The organism is Aminobacter niigataensis (genome assembly GCF_946995915.1).
GTDB classification, from domain to species: Bacteria; Pseudomonadota; Alphaproteobacteria; order Rhizobiales; family Rhizobiaceae; genus Aminobacter; species Aminobacter niigataensis.
This window is the reverse complement of sequence record NZ_OX341518.1, coordinates 38,634-56,822: the sequence shown is the minus strand read 5'-3', so window position 1 is coordinate 56,822 and position 18,189 is coordinate 38,634. Positions and strand designations below refer to the sequence as shown.

The following is an 18,189-nucleotide window of genomic DNA, read 5'->3' as shown; positions in this document are numbered from 1 at the left end:
GACATCGACGATGTCTGGTTCTTTTTTGAGTTGAGCGTGGCGGCGACAGGCAGTACCACGCCATTGCGGGCGGGCCCGCGCCCGCCTGTCACCACTCGGCGAACGAGCCGTCGGCATGGCGCCAGATGGGGTTGCGCCAGCGGTGGCCTTCCTTGGCGCGTTCCTTGACATAGTCCTCGTCGACATCGACGCCGAGGCCGGGGCCATCGGGGATGGTGACGTAACCGTCCTCGTAGCGGAACACGTCCTTGTTCTTGGCGTAGTCGATCAGGTCGTTGGACTTGTTGTAGTGGATGCCGAGGCTCTGCTCCTGGATGAAGGCGTTGTAGCTGACCGCGTCAAGCTGCAGGCAGGCGGCGAGCGCGATCGGCCCGAGAGGGCAGTGGGGCGCCACGGCCACGTCGTAGGCTTCGGCCATCGCTGCAATCTTGCGACATTCGGTGATGCCACCGGCATGCGACAGATCGGGCTGGATGATGTCGACCACGCCTTCCTGCAGCACGCTCTTGAAGTCCCAGCGGCTGTAGAGCCGTTCGCCGAGCGCGATCGGCGCCGACGACATTGCGGCGATCTCCTTGAGCGCCTCGCGGTTCTCGCTGAGCACCGGCTCCTCGATGAACATCAGCCGGTAGGGCTCGAGCTCCTTGACCAGCATGCGCGCCATGGGCCGGTGGACGCGCCCATGGAAGTCGACGGCGATGCCGACATGGGGGCCGACGGCCTCGCGCACCATGGCGACGCGCTCGACCGCGGCGTCGATCTTGTCGTGGCTGTCGACGATCTGCAGCTCCTCGGTGCCGTTCATCTTGAGCGCGGTGAAGCCGCGCGCCACCACGTCCCTGGCGCCGTCGGCGACGTCGGAGGGCCGGTCGCCGCCGATCCAGGAATAGACCTTGATGCGGTCGCGGCACTTGCCGCCGAGCAATTCGTGCACCGGTACGCCGAGCGCCCGGCCCTTGATGTCCCACAACGCCTGGTCGATGCCGGCGATGGCGCTCATCAGGATTGGGCCGCCGCGATAGAATCCGCCGCGATACATGACGTTCCAGTGATCCTCGATGAGCCTGGGATCCTTGCCGATCAGGTAGTCGGAGAGTTCGTGCACCGCCGCCTCGACGGTGTGGGCGCGGCCCTCGACGACCGGCTCGCCCCAGCCGCTGACGCCCTCGTCGGTCTCGATCTTGAGTAACATCCAGCGGGGCGGAACGATGTAGGTCTTGAACGCGGTGATCTTCATGGCTCGACGCTTCTTTCCAAATGCTCGCGCGGTGTCAGCTCTGGTTCTTCTGGGCTTTGGCCCGCGCGAGGTCGCGCGCGGCGAGGTCCAGGATCTCGTTGGCGGCCTTGCGCGCTGCCGGGCCGTCGCGCATGCGCAGTGCCTCGACGACGCCGTAGTGGACCTTGACGGCTTCATCGCGCCGGTCGACGGAGTTCGCCGTCGCCTCGAGGGCGAAGTTCAGCGCGGTCTCGATCAGGCCGCCGATCTGCCGGAAGATCGGATTGTGGCAGGCGCCATAGAGAACCTGGTGGAAGGCGGCGTCCGAGCGGGCAAAACTTGCAACGTCGCTGCCGGCCGCCTCCATGCCTTTCCAGGCCAATTCCAGATCGGCGATCTCGTGCAGCGAAGCGCGCTCCGCAGCGAGCTCTGCGACCAGCGGCTCGATGGCGCGCCGTGTCTCGAGGATGGAATCGAACAGCTTGGGATCGAGCGTATTCGGCCGGTGCCACTCCAGGACCTGGGGGTCGATGATGTTCCAGTTTTCCTTTTCGCAGACGACGGTGCCGATCCGCGAGCGGCTGAGCACAAGACCCTTGGCGGCCAATATCTTCAGGGCTTCGCGAATGACCGTGCGACTGACGCCGTGTTCGACGCCCAGGTCGTTTTCGCTCGGCAGGTTGGCGCCGGAGGGATAACGGCCGGCCAGGATGTCGGAGGCAATTGCCCGCACCACGTCCGGCATCACACGCGGACGGCGCGCCTTTGAAGCGGTGTCCATCGTACCAGCCCTGGCACTATCCATGCATTCCTCCCCTGCCGTCAGTCTGTCGTTCTTATGTGTGCCCCGTATGCCGGACAATCCTCCGTCACGGCATGCAGACATCTCCTCCGGAAAGAAACTATCTCATTCATCATACCAAGGCAATTGACTGGTATGATGAATGACGCTAGCTTTTGTCATCCGGGCTGCTTGCCCGGCGCGTTTTTGGGAGGAAACCATGCGATTTTTGAAGAAGGCGCTCCTTGCGGGCGCCCTTGCCGTCTTGTCCGCCACCACCATTACTTCTGCCTATGCGCAGGAGACCAAGATCGGCTTCATCGTGAAGCAGCCCGAGGAACCCTGGTTCCAGGACGAGTGGAAGTTTGCCGATCAGGCAGCCAAGGAAAAAGGCTTCACGCTGGTGAAGATCGGCGCCGAGGACGGCGAAAAGCTGATGTCGGCCATCGACAATCTCGGCGCGCAAGGCGCCCAGGGCTTCATCGTCTGCACGCCTGACGTCAAGCTCGGACCTGGCATCGTCGCCAAGGCTGCCGCCAACAACCTCAAGCTGATGACCGTGGACGACCGACTGGTCAGCGCCGACGGCAAGCCGCTCGAAGACGTGCCTCACATGGGCATTTCGACGACCAAGATCGGCGAGGCGGTCGGCCAGGCCATCGTCGACGAGATGAAGGCGCGCGGCTGGAAGGCCGAGGAGGTCGGTGCCATCCGCGTCTCCTACGACCAGCTTCCGACGGCCGTCGACCGTGTCGAGGGTGCGATCTCGGTGCTGAAGGCGAATGGCTTCAAGGCCGAGAACATCTTCGACGCCCCGCAGGCCAAGACCGACACGGAAGCCGCGCTCAATGCCGCGACCGTCGTCCTCAACAAGAACGCCGGCATCAAGAAGTGGGTCGCCTTCGGCCTCAACGACGAGGCGGTCCTGGGTGCCGTGCGTGCGTCCGAAAGCGTCGGCATCCCGGCTGACGGGGTGATCGGCGTCGGCATCGGCGGCGCGGACTCGGCGATCAACGAGTTCAAGAAGCCGGCGGCCACCGGGTTCATCGGCTCGGTGATCATTTCGCCGAAGCGGCACGGCTACGAGACGGCTCTCAACATGTTTGACTGGGTCGCCAACAACAAGGAGCCGGAAAAGCTCATCCTGACCGCTGGCGCCCTTGCCAAGCGCGACGACTTCGAGAAGGTTCGTGCGGAACTCGGCATCGAGTAAATCGCATCATTGAACGGTGTCCGGCGGCGGGTTCACTGCCGCCGGACATGCTGGAGGACCGTCGATGTCGTTTCTCGAATTTTCGCATATCTCGAAATCCTATCCCGGCGTCCAGGCCCTGTCGGACGTGTCGTTCGGTGTCGCAAAGGGCGCCGTGCACGGCCTGATGGGGGAGAATGGTGCCGGCAAGTCGACCCTGATCCGCATCCTGTCGGGCGACCAGCACTCCGACACCGGCGAGATCAATATCGATGGCCAGGTCCAGAAATACGCATCGACGCGCGATGCCTTTCACGCCGGCGTCATCGTCATCCACCAGGAACTGCAACTCGTCCCGGAACTGACGGTCGCCGAGAATTTGCGGCTTGGCCGCTTTCCTGCCAATGCCGGTGTCATCCAGGCCAGGCAGATGTTCGCCGAAGTCGGCGACAAGCTGAAATCGGCCGGCATCGACATCGACCCGCGTCGCAAGGTCAAGACTTTGTCGATCGGTGAACGCCAGATGGTCGAGATCGCCAAGGCGATCATGCTGGACGCCAGGGTGATCGCGCTCGACGAGCCGACCTCGTCGCTGTCGTCGCGCGAAAGCGAAATCCTGTTTGCCCTGATCGAGCGCCTGCGCGCCGAGGGCAAGGTCATCCTCTATATATCTCACCGGCTCGACGAGGTGTTCCGCCTTTGCGACAGCCTGACCGTGCTGCGCGACGGCAAGCTTGCCGCACATCACCCGAGCCTCAAGGACGTTACCCGCGAACAGGTTGTAGCCGAGATGGTCGGTCGCGAGATCTCCAACGTCTGGGGCTGGCGTCCGCGCGAACTGGGCAAGGTGCGCCTGAAGGTCGAGGACATGTCGGGCGAGAAGCTGCCCGTGCCGGCCAGTTTCGAGGCGCGCGCCGGCGAGATCCTCGGTTTCTTTGGCCTGATCGGGGCCGGGCGTTCGGAATTGATGCGCCTGGTCTATGGCGCTGATGCCCGTCGTGGCGGCTCGATGACGATCGATGGCGAGCGAACCGAGATAGCCGACCCGCGCCAGGCGATCCGCGCCGGCATCGTGCTCTGCTCGGAAGATCGCAAGCACGACGGCATTGTCCAGGGCCGTTCGCTGGAGGAGAACATCAATATCTCCTCGCGCCGACATCATTCGAGGTTCGGCATCCTCGACCTGCGCAAGGAAGTCGAGATCGCCGAAACCTTCATCAAGAAGCTCAAGGTGCGGACGCCTTCGCGCAAGCAGGATATCGTCAACCTGTCGGGTGGCAACCAGCAGAAGGTCATTCTCGGCCGCTGGCTTTCCGAGCAGGGCGTGCGCGTCCTGATCATCGACGAGCCGACCCGCGGCATCGACGTCGGCGCCAAGTCCGAGATCTACGAGATCCTCTACCGGCTTGCGGAAGACGGCATGGCGATCGTCGTCGTCTCGAGCGAACTGCCCGAGGTGATGGGCATCTGCGACCGCATCCTGGTGATGTGCGGCGGTCGCATTTCGGCGCATATCGACCGCGAGCAGTTCAGCGAGCGGGCCATTCTGGCCGCCGCTCTGCCCGACAAGAAAACGCCAGACGCAATCGCATCCTAGAGGGACCGCGGCATGACAAATTCCTTCAAGAAGATCTTGCTCGGCGACCAGGGGCTGGTCGTCATCTTCGTGCTCGCCTTCGCTCTGGTGTCGATCTTCGTCCCCAACTTCCTGACCGAACGCAACATGCTGGGCCTGCTGCAGTCGGTCGTCACCGTCGGCATCGTCGCCTGCACCATGATGTTCTGCCTGGCGGCACGCGACTTCGACTTGTCGGTCGGCTCGATCGTCGCTTTCGCGGGCATGGTCGCTGTGATGGCGTCGAACGCGACAGGATCGATCATCATAGGCATCCTGGCCGCGCTCCTTTGCGGCGCCACCGTCGGACTGATCAACGGTGTCGTCATTGCCAAATTCCGCATCAATGCCCTGATCACCACGCTTGCGACCATGCAGATCGTTCGAGGTCTGGCGCTGATCTCGTCGGACGGTCGCGCTGTCGGTATCAACGATCCCAACTTCTATCAGCTCGCACTGTCGAAGCTGATCGGCGTGCCGACGCCGATCTGGGTACTGCTGGTCCTGTTCGTGGTTTTCGGCTTCGTGCTCAATCGCACTGTCTTCGGCAAGAACACGCTCGCCATCGGCGGCAATCCTGAGGCTTCGCGTCTCGCCGGCGTCAATGTCGATCGCACGCGCATCTGGATATTCACGCTGCAGGGCGCCGTCTGTGCCATCGCCGGTATCCTGCTTGCCTCGCGTATCACCTCCGGTCAGCCCAATGCGGCCGTCGGTCTCGAACTGTCGGTCATCTCGGCCTGCGTGCTCGGCGGCGTGTCGCTGGCCGGCGGCCGGGCGGCGATTGCCGGCGTCATCGTCGGCGTGATGATCATGGGTATCGCCGAGAATGTCATGAACCTGCTCAACATTCCGGCCTTCTACCAGTACATCGTCCGCGGCGTGATCCTGCTGCTGGCAGTGCTGCTCGACAATCTACGCTCGAATGCGCTCGGACGGCGTTAAGTTGATCGATGCCCGGCTTCATCACACTCGAAAATGAGCGCCTGTCCTTGCGTCTCAGTGCGCAAGGCGGCGCGATCATCGACGGGGTGATGCAAGACGGCCGTCCGTTTCTGCGGCCCTACGGGGATGGTGCGTTCGACGTGCTGCGCTCGGCCTGCTTTCCGCTGGTGCCGATCGGCAATCGTGTCGAAGGCAACGGGTTCGAACTTCGCGGCAAGCACTATTGCTTCGAGCCCAACACCGACGAGCCAAACTACATCCATGGCGACGGCTGGCTGGTGGGCTGGAACGTGGAGGAGGTGTCGCCTGCACATGTGAAGCTCGCCTTCGAGCAATTGCGGCCGACCAGTTCGCCTCATGCCTATCGTGCGGTCCAAACCGTCGCCATCGACGGAGCGACGGTGCGCCTGGGGCTTTCGGTGACAAACCGGGGTCAGGAGGCGCTGCCCTTCGGCATCGGCTTCCATCCTTATTTTCCACACACCGAGGGCACGAGGCTCATGGCTACGGCGCAAACATGGTGGACCGAGCGCGACGGCTGCCTGCCCGGCGTGCGCACGCCGATCCCCGACAGTGCCGACTTCTCGACCTCGCGCCGCCTTCCTCGCCGCAGGCTGAACAATTGCTTCGAAGGCTGGAGCGGCTTGGCCAGGATCGCCTGGCCGGAGGCTGGCCTTGCTGCCGACATTGCGGCCGATCCAGTCTTTTCCAGGTACATGCTCTACGCGCCGGAGGAAGATCGTAGCTTCTTCTGTCTGGAGCCGATGACCCACGCTCCCAATGCGCTGATGCTCGCCGGACCGGCGGCGCTGCACATGCTTGCCTCCGGTGAAACGCTATCCGGAGGCTTCTCGATCACGGTTTCGAACCTAGAGGACATCCCATGAGCGAACGTCTCGCCGGCAAGCGGATCTTTCTCACCGGCGCGGCGCAAGGCATCGGCCTTGCCATCGCCGAGGAGTGCCTGAAGGAAGGCGCGAGACTTTTCGTGGTCGACCGCGATGGCGCCCTGTTGCGCGAAGCCATGGCTCGGCTCGGCGCTGGCGAGGGCATGCTGGCCCATGCGGAGGCGGATATTGCGGATGCCGGGGCCATCGCAGCCGCCATGGCCGCGGCCGGAAATACGATCGGGCCAGTCAATGCGCTGATCAACAATGCCGGCATCAATGTCTTCAACACGCCGTTGGAAACCACCGACGAAGAATGGCAGCGCTGCTTCGACGTCAACCTCAAGGGCGCGTGGAACTGCTGCAAGGCGGCTCTGCCGGGCATGATTGCGGCTGGCGGAGGGGCGATCCTCAACATAGCCTCGACGCACGCCTTCACCATCATCCCGCATACCTTCCCCTATCCGCTGGCCAAGCATGCGCTGCTTGGGCTGACTAAGTCGCTGGCGCTGGAATATGCGGCTGCGGGCGTACGGGTGAATGCGCTGGCGCCTGGCTATGTCGAGACGCAGAAGAACGTCGACTACTGGAACAGTTTCCCCGACCCCGCCAAGGCAAAGGCCGAGACGCTGGCGCTGCATCCGGGCAAGCGCATCGCTTCCACGACCGAGATCGCCAAGGCCGCCGTGTTCATGATCTCCGACGAGTGCCCGTTCATGAACGCCGCCAGCCTTGTCATCGACGGTGGCTTGAGCGTGCTTCAGCACGCTGCGCAATGAAGGCAGGCGGAAGGCAGTTTCGATATTGGAGAACCGGTCCGGCGGTGGCAAGCCCGTGGCTGGACACTGCGAGGGCCCGGTGCTATCTCCCTGCGCAGCAGCCGGGTGTCGGTTGCTGACGCAGCAGGGACGACCCGTTGCGACCTAGTATTGAGGGGACGACCCCACCAGGGGTCAACGTGATGTCTTCTCCTGCAATATCCAACACCGCGCCTTCGACCGCTTCACTCGGAGAGCTGTTTCCCAAGGTCACCGTAGCGCGGCTTATGGTTGCCTGGGCGGTCGTGGTCGCATTTCAGCTCGGCGGCAGTTCCTGGCTCTCCGAGCCCATCTCGCCGGTCACAGCCATCGTCTGTTTCGTGGTGCTGTTTGCCACGATCCTGACAGCGGCTTTCGGTGTCGTGCGTGAGGCCGATCACCTCGCCCATCAGCTTGGCGAGCCCTATGGTACCTTGATCCTGACCCTGTCGATCGTGTCGATCGAAGTGATCCTGATTGCCGCCGTCATGCTGGGGCCAGGCGAGGCTCCCACGATCGGCCGGGATTCGATCTTCGCCGTCATGATGATCATCCTGAACCTGGTGACGGGCATCTGCCTGCTCGTCGGCGGGATCCGCTATGGCGAGCAGGAATACAACGCCCAGGGTGCGCTGGCCTATATCTCGATGACGGTTTTGCTCACCGGAACTGCGCTCGTGCTGCCGAATACGTTGAGCACTGGCAACGGCACTTTTTGGCCGGCGCAGGCAATCGCCTTCGCGGCCTTCACAGTCGTGCTCTATGGGGCATTCCTGCTGATGCAGATGCGCGGCTATCGCCGGCTCTTCATGCAGCCCGAGCCAGGGTCGCTTTCGATTCCGACCCGGGCGGCCCCGGATGGCGATACAACCCATCCAAAGGCAAGTCTGGACACCAGAGGTAACACAATCCGCTCGATCACCCTGGTCGGCATGATGCTTCCGATCATCTTGCTGGCCCATGATCTGGCGATCTTGATCGACCATGGCATCGAGCTCGCGGGTGCACCGGTGGCGCTGGGCGGGGTGTTGATTGCGATCATCGTCTTCACGCCCGAGTCGATCACCGCGGTCAAGGCTGCACTGCGCAACGAGATGCAGCGTGCGATCAATCTTTGCCTCGGCGCGTTTGTCTCAACCGTCGGCCTTACGGTTCCGGCAGTGCTGGTGGTCGGGCTTGTCACCGGAAAGACCGTCGTCCTGGGAATTACACCGACGGAGACCGTGTTGCTGCTTCTGACGATCGGCCTGACCGCCTTTACATTCCTGGGTCAGCGGACTTCTGCGGTGCAGGGCTTGATGCACCTGATGCTGTTCGCAGTGTTCGGCGTCTTGCTGTTCAGTTCCTGAGCTATAAGAAAACGGCAGCCTCTTGCCGAGGCTGCCGTTTTCGCGCCATCGCGAGCAGCCGGTGTGCCGTCACGTGCCGTCCGTGCGGGATGGACTGCCAGGCACCCAAGGGTGCCACAACTCCCCCTCTGGCATCGGAGAGGGCAAGTCGTGCGCGGCGGCAGGCAATTCTTCGCAATGATCGAGGCAGCTCAGAACTGCGGCAGGCGTCGTCGCCTGCCGGATCAGGTGTCGCGTTGTCTGGTTGCGGAACGTGCGAGCCAGGTAGGACAGGGCCGGCAGGAAGGTACCCACCTTGCTGCGCGGCCAAAGCAAGCCGAACAGAATGTCCACTGGAGCGTCGTCGATCGCGCCAAAGTCGATGGGCTCTTTCAGGCGCGCCATACACGCCACTGGCTTGGTAAGCTCATCCATCTATGCGTGTGGAATTGCGATTCCCCACCCGACTCCCGTTGCGCCCAGGCGTTCGCGTGCGAGGAGTTCGCGGCGAATGATCTTGTCGTCGATGCCGGCCTGGGTTGCGAGCATGGCCGCAAGCTTGGCCAATGCAGAGTGCTTTTCCTTGGCCACAAAGTTCAAGTCGATGCCGTCTTCTGCAAGGACCTCGTGGAGTTGCATGGCTGCCTCCGTGCGTGCCTGCCGGTGTCGCACGCAGCAAGCGACCTGCAGCGCGGACGTACCCAAAGGAACAGGTTGGGGAGCCTGGCTCTCCCGGACGCCCGGCCAGGGCTTCGTCGACGTCCGGGCTAGATTCCTGTTTTGAGCCTCCTCGGCTCACTGCGGACAACAAGCACGAATTCCATGTCTTATTGGTAGCTATTTAAATTGAATAATCAAGGCGCGGGGTTCATCAGGGTTTTCAATAAAGAAGAATTGAAGAGGAGATCGATAAAAATGACGCCCATGTGATCAGAAGGATTTCAGATTTATCGCCCGTTTCCTGGTGATGTTGGGATGGACATTTCAGGTATGCCGCGATCAGTCCCTTCCCCGACCCTATTTCCTGCAATGGGCAAGCCGAACACTGGGCGTTTGCACGCGAAACGGGTTCCTTGCATGCTGTGTGGGAGGCGAACAATAGAGGTGCGCAGTTCTTGAGGCCCTGAAACTACCTCAAGAAGTTGTCAACTCCCGGTGTGCAGCCAAAGGATTAATGCAAGCTGTCGTTGACGCTGGGCATCAAGTGTTTACCATGCCTTAACCGTGTTTGTTTACCACCTGGTTATTATTACGGCGTGGTCCTGGGACCCGCCACGCATAAACTGGTCTGAGAAAACGGGTTGGCGATCGCTGATGTCTTACTGCAGAACGGCTGTAGCGGTGTTGAGTGCCTGCGTTGCGCTTGCAGGGTGCGCCAACGGCGCTGTCCGCCAGGTTTCCGCTCCCGCGACCGGCAAGGTTGTGACTGGCAGCGTTGGCAGCAACCTCGCGTCGATCAATACCCATCCGGAAATACTGGCAGCCGATGCACGGCGCGATGCGGCCGGCGAGGAGATTGCGCGCGCGCGGTCGACCCTGCTGCCAAGTGCCGGCATAGAGGCGAGCGCCGGGGTTGCGGCTGGCGACGGCGACGAATTCGACAACCGTACGACCGGCAATGCCTATTCCTATGCGCTGACGGTCGACATCCCGCTCTACCAGGGCGGCAGGGGACAGTCCGCCGTGGCTGCTGCCAAGGCGGATTACCGCGCCAGCGGCGAGGTGGCCAATGACAGGCGTGTCTCCGCCGCCTATGAACTGGCGCTGGCGCTGATAGAAGTCCACCGCCAGAAGGGCGCCGTGGTGATCCTTGGCAAGCAGGCAGCCATTCTCGCCAGCCTGAAAGGCGGCATAGAGACTGAATTGAAGGCAGGCGCAGCAAGTCGCGTCGACGTCGACGACGTCGGGCGTCAGTTGTCGCGCTTGTCGGTCGAGCGTGAGCGCGCCAGGCTGTTGATTGCCCAGGCAAGCCGCACGGCGCTGCGGCTCGGGATCGCGCCCGAGACGAAACTGCCGGAGGTCTCGAAGCTCTATCTGCCGAGCGAAGAACAAGACCTCATCGAACTGGCTGTGAAAAACAATCCGCGCGTCAAGGAACGCGATGCCCGCGCCGATGCAGCAAAGGCCCGGGTCAATCAGGCAAAGGGCGATCTGCTGCCGACCGTGTCCGCGGGGCTGAGCGTGCGGGGCGGCGAGGACACGCTTCCCGGCGTCGATCGCCATGTCGCGGGTCGTGGTGAGGTGCGGTTCTCGATGCCGATTTACACGGGTGGCCGTGTCAGTGCCGGTATCAGACAGCGCAACGATGAAAACCGCGCCGCGGTGTTCGAAGCCGATGCCGCGCGAATTGGCGTGACTGCCGCAATCCGGTCCGCATTCGACCGCCGTGTACTGGCAAGGCGCATGCAGACCCTGGCCCAGGCGGAACGGCGCAACGCCGCCTCGGCCCTCGAGGGTGTACGCGCCGAACGCAAGGTCGGCGAGCGCTCGACCTTCGACGAGATCAGGGCGATTGCCGACCTCGCCAATTCGGAAATCAATCTCAACAATGCGCGCTACGACCTGATCGCCGCCGAGTACACGATCGCGGCGGAAACGGGCCTGATTGGCGAACTCTTCGGCGTACCAGGCGTCCAGCAGACTGCGGTTGCCGAATAGCTATTCCGCCGCCATGCCGTAGGCGAGCCCGCGCGCCGGTTCCTTGAGCCGCTTGCGGATACGGTCGGCGAGAATGCGCACGAAAGGCTCCAGCACCATGCTGTCGTGGTCGCCGGGCACTTCCTGCACGGTCAAGCCGGCGGCAAAGGGCGTCCAGCCATTGTCTTCCATCGCGACGTTGCGGCCGTCCTGCAACATGCGCCCGCCGCTCAAACGATAGATGACGTTGAGCTTCGGCCGGAGTAGCAGCACGCTGCCCGCATAAGGCTTGAGCTCGTAGCGTGGCAATGCGGCGCGGAAGGCGTTTTCAATCGCCAGGTCGTGGAACTGCTCGGAAGACTGCTCGGCCTGTTCGGCATCCGCGCGGCCTGCGACTCTTTCTTTCCACCGGCGGCGATCGTCGATCCAGCTGGCGACGAAATTGTGCCGCTCCCGGCGCAAGTCCTGCAGCTTCATCGAGAGCCGGTCGAGCAATGACAGCGGCGGCTGTGTCGGCAGGGGCGTGTCCAGCAGGATCAGCTGCGCGACTTCCTCGCCTTCGGCGAGCAGCTGCTGCGCCATCTCGTATGCGACGAGGCCACCACCGGAGAACCCGCCCAGCAGATAGGGTCCGTGCGGCTGGACGGCGCGAACCTCCTTGAGATTGTCGCGTGCCATCTCGACGAAGTTGTCGTGGGGCTCCTGGTCGCCATAGAGGCCGCGCGCCTGGAGCCCGTAGACCGGGCGGTCGGTGCCGAGCTGCATGGCCAACTGGCGCAGATTGAGCACGTTGCCGAACATGCCGGCGCAGAGGAAGAACGGTGTTCCTCCGCCCGAGCGTCCCGCGCTCATTGTGACCAGGTGAGTGGCCTTCTCGATTTTCTTGTCGTTCGGAGCGGCGGCTTCTTCCGTCTTGGCTGACAGCGGCGCGGCTTGCTCGCCGATCAGCGCCGCGCACTCTTCGATTGTCGGCGCCTCAAACAGCACGGAGATCGGCAGATCGATTGCGAATTGCTTCCGGATCATCCGGAACAGGCGCACCGCGATCAGCGAATGGCCGCCAATGTCGAAGAAGCTGTCGTGGACGCCGATCTTCTCGACGCCGAGCAATTCGCTCCAGAATCCGGCAAGCGTGCGTTCGATTTCGTCTCGCGGCGCGACATAGTCATTGTCGAGATCGGGACGTTCGAAGACCTCGCCCGCGCCCTGCGCTTCGGCGCGCGGTTGGGACACACGTTTGCGCAGCGCTCCAAGATCCATCGAGCTCACGATCGGCTGCGGCTGGCCGGTGCCGAGCGCACGCATCAGGGCTTCGAAGCCCTCGGCCGGCAGGATGCCCTGGCTGACCTGCGCAGCAAGCTGCAGTGCCGCCGGCGACAGCGGTTCCTTGTCGTCGCCCGCAGGCTTGCGTGCGCGATCAACGCGCTGCGTTGCAGCCAAGGCGAGGTCGTCGTCCAGCCGCTTCATGACGAAACGCTCGATTTCCACGACGATGCTGCCGTCTGGTGTGGCGATTGTGATGTCGAAGGTCGCGAATCCGTCACCGAGATCCGATGCCTCACTCAGCCGCGCCCAGCTGACGATCGCCTCGGGCAACTTCATGTAGAGCGCGATGCTGCCGTAGGACATCGGCGCCCACAGGGCGTGGGATGTCGCATGGCCGGGCGCCAGGTCGAGCGCAAATCCGGTGGCGATGTCGAGCAGCGCTGGATGGGCGATGAAGCCGGTGGCGATGTCGCCGCGATAGGTCTCATCGAGCCTGAGCTCGGCAAAGGCTTCCCGATCCCCGCGGGCAAGGGAGCGCAACACCTTCCAGCGTGCCCCGAAGTGGATATGATCTTCCTGTACCGAGCGCAGCGCAGCTTCGCCTTCGGCGCGCTGGCCCACGGTCAGGCGCGCCGAGGCGGCAGCGACATCAGAGGCGGCGTGTGGCTTGGCGAGGCGCTTGCGTAGCGTCGCTTCGGCGTGAACGGTGAAGCCTTCCGACACGAGTTCGGCATCGGCGGCGGTGACAAGCACCCTTTGCCGCTCGCCTTCGGCGGCAAGCCGCACGCGCAGGATCTTGTCGCGCCCGTCATCGACTTCGAGCGGGCGCAGGAAGAAGAGATCAGCAATCTCCCCACCCTGATCGACGCCGTACTCCTTCATCGCCTGGGCGATGATTTCAATCGTGCCGGTACCCGGCAAGATGGCCTGTCCCGAGACCAGGCGATGCTCGTCGAGCATCCAGTGGCTGCGCGGTGAAATGCGCGTCTCGAGCCAAACATCGCCTGATGTGTCCTCCACCCAGTCGGTGAAGATCGGTCCTTGTGCTTTGCCACGATGCGAGTTTGGCGCGTCGGCTTGCCCGGCTTGCCCGGCTTGCCCGGCTTGCCCCGCTTGCCCCGCTTGCCCGGCCTGGCCGGTGGCACGCGCCGCCAGTCCGACAGCGTTCCAGACGCCCCAGTGGAGCGCGACGGTCTTGCGTGAGCTGTCTGCGAAACGGCTGTCGGCATAGGCGTTGAGATAGGCATTGGCGGCGACGTAGTCGACCTGTCCGGCGGGAGCCGTGTCGGTGCTGGTCGACGAAAACAGCACGAAGAGATCGAGCGGCCTGTCCCGGAAGACCTGGTCGAGAACCACGGTGCCACGCAGCTTCGGCGACAGCACCGCCTCCATCTCGTCCAGCGACTTCAGCTGGATCAGGTTGTCGTCGACGAGACCGGCCGCGTGGAACACACCGTTGATGTCGCCGAAGGTGGCGCGCGCCTTGTCGGCCACTGCGTCCATGTCTTCGAGGTTGCCCACGTCGGCGGTGACGTAGAGCACGTCGGCCCCCTTGGCCTCCAGGCTCTGGATCGCTTCGATGGCGCGGCGTATCCGGTCGTTGCGCGAGAGCGGAATGGCCAGTCTTTCCCACTCCTCCCGAGGCGGCAGTGCGTGCCGTCCGGTCAGGACCAGCTTTGCCTGGAAACGCGATGCAAGTTCGCCGGCGACGACCTGAGCGAGATCGCCAAGGCCACCGGTGATCAGATAGACTCCGCCTGTGCGCAGCAAGCCGTTATCGGCATTGGACTCGCCCAGTGCCAGCTTTTCGTAGTTGCGAATCCAGCGTTTGCCCTTGCGGTGGGCAACCGTTTCCGAAGTGGGCGCAGCGAAGATGTCGTCCCACAATTGGTCGAGCTGCTGGTCACGCAATGATGCCGCAAAGTCGCTCGCTGCCGTGCGCGTCCGCAAGAAGCCGCCCTTCTCCGGCCGAGACGGCGCCGAAAATTCAAGGTCGACGAGGCGAACCGTGGCGCCCGGCATTTCCTTCGGCATGACGAGCGCGGGGCCGAGGATGGTTGCCTTTTCCGGATAGGGCAGGGCTTCGCCGCCGACACGCTGCATGCCGTTGGTCACGACGGTGATCTGCGGCTCGAGGCCCTCGATGTCGCCAAGCGCCTGGGCGATGAAGAACAGGCTCTGGAAGCCGCGTTCCTGGTTGCGGTTGAAGAAGTTGGAACCCGGGCGGAAGGTTTCCTCGGCCGTCACCAGCCAGAGATGCACGATGCGCTCGGGGACGCCGCCGTCGCCGGCGAGCCCTGAAAACAGCGCGTCGTAGCCTGGCCGTTCCTGTTCGGCGCACAGGGTGTAGTCGCCGCTGTCGTGCCTTACGAAACCGTCGCCGGCCTTGACCGTCGCAACGCGATGGCCCTTGGCGCGAAGCCGTTCGACCAGTGCTGCACCCAGGCCAGTATCGTCCATGAAGACCAGCCAGGATGCCGGCTGGGCATCGGCGTCGATCGTCACATCGGCCAATGCCTGTTTCCAGCTTGGCCGGAAACCCCAGTCCGTCATGTCGGGCAGCTTGCCGATGAAATCCTGCTCGTTCTCGTTGGCTACCGCCGCGACGCTGCGCTCGATGAAGTAGCGCTGGTGCTGGAACGGATAGGTTGGCAATGACACGCGCCGCGCGCCGCTTCCCTCCCACAGCTTGGCGATGCTCGCGTCGAGACCGGTCGCCCAGGCACGGCCCATCGCGGCGAGGAAATGCACGCGGTCGTCGGTAGCCTCGTCGGGATGCGGCAGGCTGTTGATGACCTGGTTCGCCTCGATGCCCGGCTGAAGCTTGACCAGTGACGACAGAGCCCGGCTCGGGCCTACTTCGACATAGACCCGCCCCGGCTGCGCCGAAACCGCGGCGAGACCCTTAGCGAAGTGGACGGTCGAGCGAAGATGCCGGACCCAGTAGAGCGGGTCGCGTGCCTGAGCTTCGCTGAGCCATTCGCCAGTGAGGTTGGAAACGATCGGGATGGTCGGCGCCCGCAGGTCGATGCCGCGCAGGAACGCTTCGAACTGTCCGAGGATCGGGTCCAGCATCTGCGAATGCGCAGCGATATCGATGGCAATGCGCGATGCATCGATACCGCGCTCGGCCAGCCTGAGGCGCAGCGCTTCGAGATCCCCATTGCGGCCCGAAACCACGCAGAGCTCGGGCGCGTTCACCGAGGCGAGGTCGAGCGCCGGGTTCATGTGCTCGGAAAGAGCTTCGGGCGACAGCGGGACGGAGAGCATGCCGCCGGCCTCGACCGTGTCGAACAGTTCGCCGCGCAGGCGGACGAGATTGACGACGTCGCGGAAGCTCATCACGCCTGCGATGCAGGCGGCAGCATTCTCGCCCATGGAGTGGCCGATCAGCGCCGAGGGCTTGACGCCCCAGCGCATCCACAGCCGTGCGATGGCGATTTCGACGATTAGGATGGTGGGAAGCTGCACCGAAGGCCGGAGGAAATCGCTCGCCGCTTGCGACGGGTCGGTATCGGCCGCGAGCCAGACGCGGCGGATCTCGGTTGCGGCTTCCGGCGTGAGATAGTTCAACCCCTCATCGACGGTCGCCCGGAAACCAGCGTCTTCGGCGTAAAGGCTGCGCGCCATGCCTACATGCTGCGCGCCGCCGCCCGGAAACAGGAACACGGCGTTGGCGGCCTCGATCGTGCTATGGGTGTGGACGCGCCTCGGTTCTGAACCGGAGAGAAGGGCGATTGCCTCGTCGCGCCCGCGTGCCGCTATGGCGCGGCGGTGTTCGAAGTGCTTTCGCCCGGCAAACAAGGTGTGGGAGACATCGGCGAGCGGCAGCGCCGGCTGTCGGACAATTTCCTCGCCGATCTGCTCCATGGCGCGGTCGAGCGCCTTGCGGCTCTTGGTGGCAAACAGGAAAAGCTGCGGCTCCCGGTCGCCCGTGCCTGCAGCACCAACTATCGGCTTCGGTGCAACCTCGAGGATCGCATGGGCGTTTGTTCCGCCGACGCCCAGCGAGTTCACCGCCGCGCGTCGCGGTCCGGCAGCTGCCGGCCAAGGGGTTAGCTTGTCGTTGACGACGAACGGACTGCGGGCGAAGTCGATGGCCGGATTGGGCTTCTCGAAATTCAGCGTCGGCGGCATCTCGCCATGCTTGAGCGCCAAGGTGGTCTTGATCAGGCTGACCACGCCGGCAGCGGTGTCGAGGTGACCGATGTTCGACTTCACAGAGCCGACGCGGCAGAAGCCGGTGCGCGCGGTGCTTTGCCGGAAGGCCTGCGTCAGCGCCTCGATCTCGATCGGATCGCCGAGATACGTGCCGGTTCCGTGGCACTCGACATACTGGATGTCGTCGGCGGAAACACCTGCGAGACCTTGCGCCTCGATGATGGCCTCGGCCTGGCCGGTGACGCTCGGCGCGAGATAGCCGGCCTTGCTGCTGCCGTCATTGTTGACGGCGGTCGCCTTGATGACGGCGTGGATGATGTCGCCATCGGCGATGGCGTCGGACAGGCGGCGCAACACGACCACGCCGGCACCGCTGCCGAACACCGTGCCGTCGGCACGATGGTCGAAGGCGCGGCAATGGCCGTCGGTAGAGAGAATTTCGCCGTCCTGGAACAGATAGCCGCGCCGGTGCGGCAATTCGATGGTGACGCCGCCGGCGAGCGCCATTTCGCATTCGCCGGCAAGCAGGCTCTGGCAGGCGGTGTGGATTGCGACGAGCGAGGTCGAGCATGCCGTCTGGATGTTGACGCTCGGGCCGCGCAGGTCGAAAGCGAACGAGGCGCGCGTGGCGAGGAAGTCCTTGTCGTTGCCGGTGTGACGTAGCAGGAACATGCCGACCTGGTCGACAAGCTGGCGATTGCTGCAGACGTTGAAGTAGAAATAGGAACCCATGCCGCAGCCGGCGAAGACGCCGACGGGGCCGGCGCTCGAATCGGGCGTGCGCCCGGCGTCTTCCATCGCCTCCCAGGCACATTCCAGGAAATGGCGGTGCTGCGGGTCCATGATCGCCGCTTCCTTGGGGCTCAGCCCGAAGAAGTCGGCATCGAACATCTCCATACCGGGAAGCTCGGAGCTGCGGCGCACGTAGTTGGGCAGATGCATGCGTGCGGCAGACTCGCCCGCGGCAAGCAGCTCTTCTTCCGTCAAATCGCGGATCGACTCCACGCCGCCGCGCAGGTTTTCCCAGAATTCGCGGACATTGCGCGCACCCGGCACGCGAAGCGCCATGCCGACAATGGCGATGTCGTTCGGTGACACCTGATCGGTTTCATACATCGCGTAATGCCCCGAGAGCCTATTATTCCTTTGGCAAGCCAAGCCTGGATACGGGTAACACAGTAGCCGATATCCAATCGTCCTGCCGATAGGCTCATTCTAAGAAACATCTAGAATGAAAACGGCGTTAAGCTTTCCGCTGTCAGGTCAGACCCGCAGCCCCTGCGACGATATTGATGCCACTGTCGCGCTACAGCCTTAACCAAACATTGAAGTCCTGATGGAAAACAAGGAGGGTATTCTCATTC

At 63.5% G+C, this 18,189-nt stretch carries 10 protein-coding genes and 1 pseudogene; 7 read left to right on the top strand and 4 right to left on the bottom strand.

Translation table 11 applies throughout. The features are described 5' to 3' along the window. Positions 1–88: 88 nt before the first annotated feature. Together dgoD and O1Y97_RS24580 are read right to left on the bottom strand one after the other, a co-directional pair. Positions 89–1,237, bottom strand: coding sequence for a galactonate dehydratase (gene dgoD / locus O1Y97_RS24585; RefSeq protein ID WP_268738192.1), 1,149 nt, complete (start codon positions 1,235–1,237; stop codon positions 89–91). A gap of 34 nt (positions 1,238–1,271) precedes the next feature. After that, on the bottom strand, positions 1,272–1,997 hold the full coding sequence (locus O1Y97_RS24580; RefSeq protein WP_404801307.1) for a FadR/GntR family transcriptional regulator: 726 nt from the start codon (positions 1,995–1,997) through the stop codon (positions 1,272–1,274). 220 nt (positions 1,998–2,217) lie between these two features. On the opposite strand from O1Y97_RS24580, the gene O1Y97_RS24575 reads away from it, so the two are divergent. From O1Y97_RS24575 to O1Y97_RS24550, 6 genes are all read left to right on the top strand, one after another. After that, the gene (locus O1Y97_RS24575; protein ID WP_268738270.1) at positions 2,218–3,210 is read left to right on the top strand and encodes an arabinose ABC transporter substrate-binding protein; all 993 of its coding nucleotides are present in this window, start codon (positions 2,218–2,220) and stop codon (positions 3,208–3,210) included. 64 nt (positions 3,211–3,274) lie between these two features. Beyond that, complete coding sequence (araG, locus tag O1Y97_RS24570) at positions 3,275–4,786, top strand: L-arabinose ABC transporter ATP-binding protein AraG (protein WP_108610155.1); 1,512 nt, start codon at positions 3,275–3,277, stop codon at positions 4,784–4,786. 12 nt (positions 4,787–4,798) lie between these two features. Continuing rightward, positions 4,799–5,749, top strand: a complete 951-nt coding sequence (gene araH / locus O1Y97_RS24565) for an L-arabinose ABC transporter permease AraH (protein ID WP_108610156.1) — start codon at positions 4,799–4,801, stop codon at positions 5,747–5,749. Positions 5,750–5,757: 8 nt separating this feature from the next. Then, on the top strand, positions 5,758–6,636 hold the full coding sequence (locus O1Y97_RS24560) for an aldose 1-epimerase (RefSeq protein ID WP_268738191.1): 879 nt from the start codon (positions 5,758–5,760) through the stop codon (positions 6,634–6,636). Further along, positions 6,633–7,415, top strand: a complete 783-nt coding sequence (locus tag O1Y97_RS24555) for an SDR family oxidoreductase (RefSeq protein WP_268738190.1) — start codon at positions 6,633–6,635, stop codon at positions 7,413–7,415. The genes O1Y97_RS24560 and O1Y97_RS24555 overlap by 4 nt, the downstream gene beginning before the upstream one ends. Positions 7,416–7,597: 182 nt before the next feature. After that, positions 7,598–8,782, top strand: a complete 1,185-nt coding sequence (locus tag O1Y97_RS24550) for a calcium:proton antiporter (RefSeq protein ID WP_268738189.1) — start codon at positions 7,598–7,600, stop codon at positions 8,780–8,782. Positions 8,783–8,851: 69 nt separating this feature from the next. Here O1Y97_RS24550 and O1Y97_RS24545 read toward each other — a convergent pair. Beyond that, positions 8,852–9,400 (bottom strand): annotated as a pseudogene (locus O1Y97_RS24545) (PTS sugar transporter subunit IIA). A gap of 675 nt (positions 9,401–10,075) precedes the next feature. Here O1Y97_RS24545 and O1Y97_RS24540 point away from each other — a divergent pair. After that, on the top strand, positions 10,076–11,419 hold the full coding sequence (locus O1Y97_RS24540; RefSeq protein WP_268738188.1) for a TolC family protein: 1,344 nt from the start codon (positions 10,076–10,078) through the stop codon (positions 11,417–11,419). Here the strand turns inward: O1Y97_RS24540 and O1Y97_RS24535 are convergent, their stop codons facing one another. Then, positions 11,420–17,941 (bottom strand): type I polyketide synthase, encoded by a 6,522-nt coding sequence (locus O1Y97_RS24535; protein WP_268738187.1) that lies wholly within the window; start codon positions 17,939–17,941, stop codon positions 11,420–11,422. Positions 17,942–18,189 lie beyond the last annotated feature (248 nt).